The 1106-nt window shown below is 38.6% G+C and carries 1 protein-coding gene; it reads right to left on the bottom strand.

Annotation, left to right across the window (positions count from 1 at the left end):
- The coding region (locus BT797_RS21715) for a CRISPR-associated endonuclease Cas3'' (protein WP_075473506.1) at nucleotides 1–1072 on the bottom strand (1072 nt) is incomplete at its 3' end.
- Nucleotides 1073–1106: the final 34 nt, after the last annotated feature.

Raw genomic sequence — 1106 nt, 5'->3', positions numbered from 1 at the left:
GCTCATCAAGTTTTTGTTTATATTGTTTTGTTTCCCGGTCTGTATTTGCAAACAACCCAGTGCTGTCTTTCCAGCCTTTAGCTGCATCTTGAGATGAATAATTATGATCGCCTAACATCAAACATAATCGAGCATGGTGTAAGACTAAACGATAACTACCGTCTGCAAACGCGGACTCGATCAAGGGTAAATTTAATATTAATTGCTTGGACCAGCGCTTAATTTGTTTGACCCATTCACTTGACTGGCTTAATAAACCTCTTGGAAATTCAAAACATTGCTGTACGCGCGTTTGATATTCCAGTTCATCGTAACGATTTTCATAGCCCCAAACTTGTTCAATTCTATTCAGGGACGCATCAATACCAGCAGCGCTTACATCTTTCCACTCATCGTGATCTTTAGGTAAAGGTAGTCTGTGGTGTGAAACGATTAACCAAGCGACGAGTTTGGCTGCATTAGGTAATTCAGAAAGTGGTTTTCTTACACTTTCATTACTTATTTTTTTTAGCTGTTCTTCATCGATGGCACCTTCATTAAGTTTCATCAACCAAACGTTATCATCTTGTGATCGAGTAGAGTGCACTAAGGCATTAAGCAGCAGTGTCGAAATCCATTCATGACGAATAGGATCGCCTTTATATTTATTTTTACTCTTTGGATTTAACTTATCTTGAAAAAGTTTTGATGCCTTTCCCCAATCATGTAATAGGGCAGAAAGTGCTGTTAGTGATTTAATTAATGGTAAGTATTTCCAATCATTTTCAATATAGCTGTTCAATAAATTCTTCTTAGTTCGATTAACTGGCACTAACCCTCTTTCATTAAATCTATCTTTGTTACCAACGACCCATAAAAACTGGCTACGAGAACGACTTCTAATCCAAAAACAGCTTACAGCAGTGTTCTTACTCGCCGTTTGACGCAACATGCGTTTAACGGTTTGTAATCCATCGTCGGTAATGAGTGTTTGCCAGGTATTGTCACCAATACGATCTGCAAAGGCGTCGAGCACACGTCGAGTTTTCTTTAACGAATTCTTCTCACACTGAGAAATAAAGGTGACCATCATAAGTTCAGCTCTCTATTTAAGGGCTACGCCCTAA

The organism is Moritella viscosa (assembly GCF_900120065.1).
Lineage (GTDB): Bacteria > Pseudomonadota > Gammaproteobacteria > Enterobacterales > Moritellaceae > Moritella > Moritella viscosa.
The sequence above is the reverse complement of the archived record's forward strand: the minus strand, read 5'-3'. Positions and strand labels throughout refer to the sequence as shown.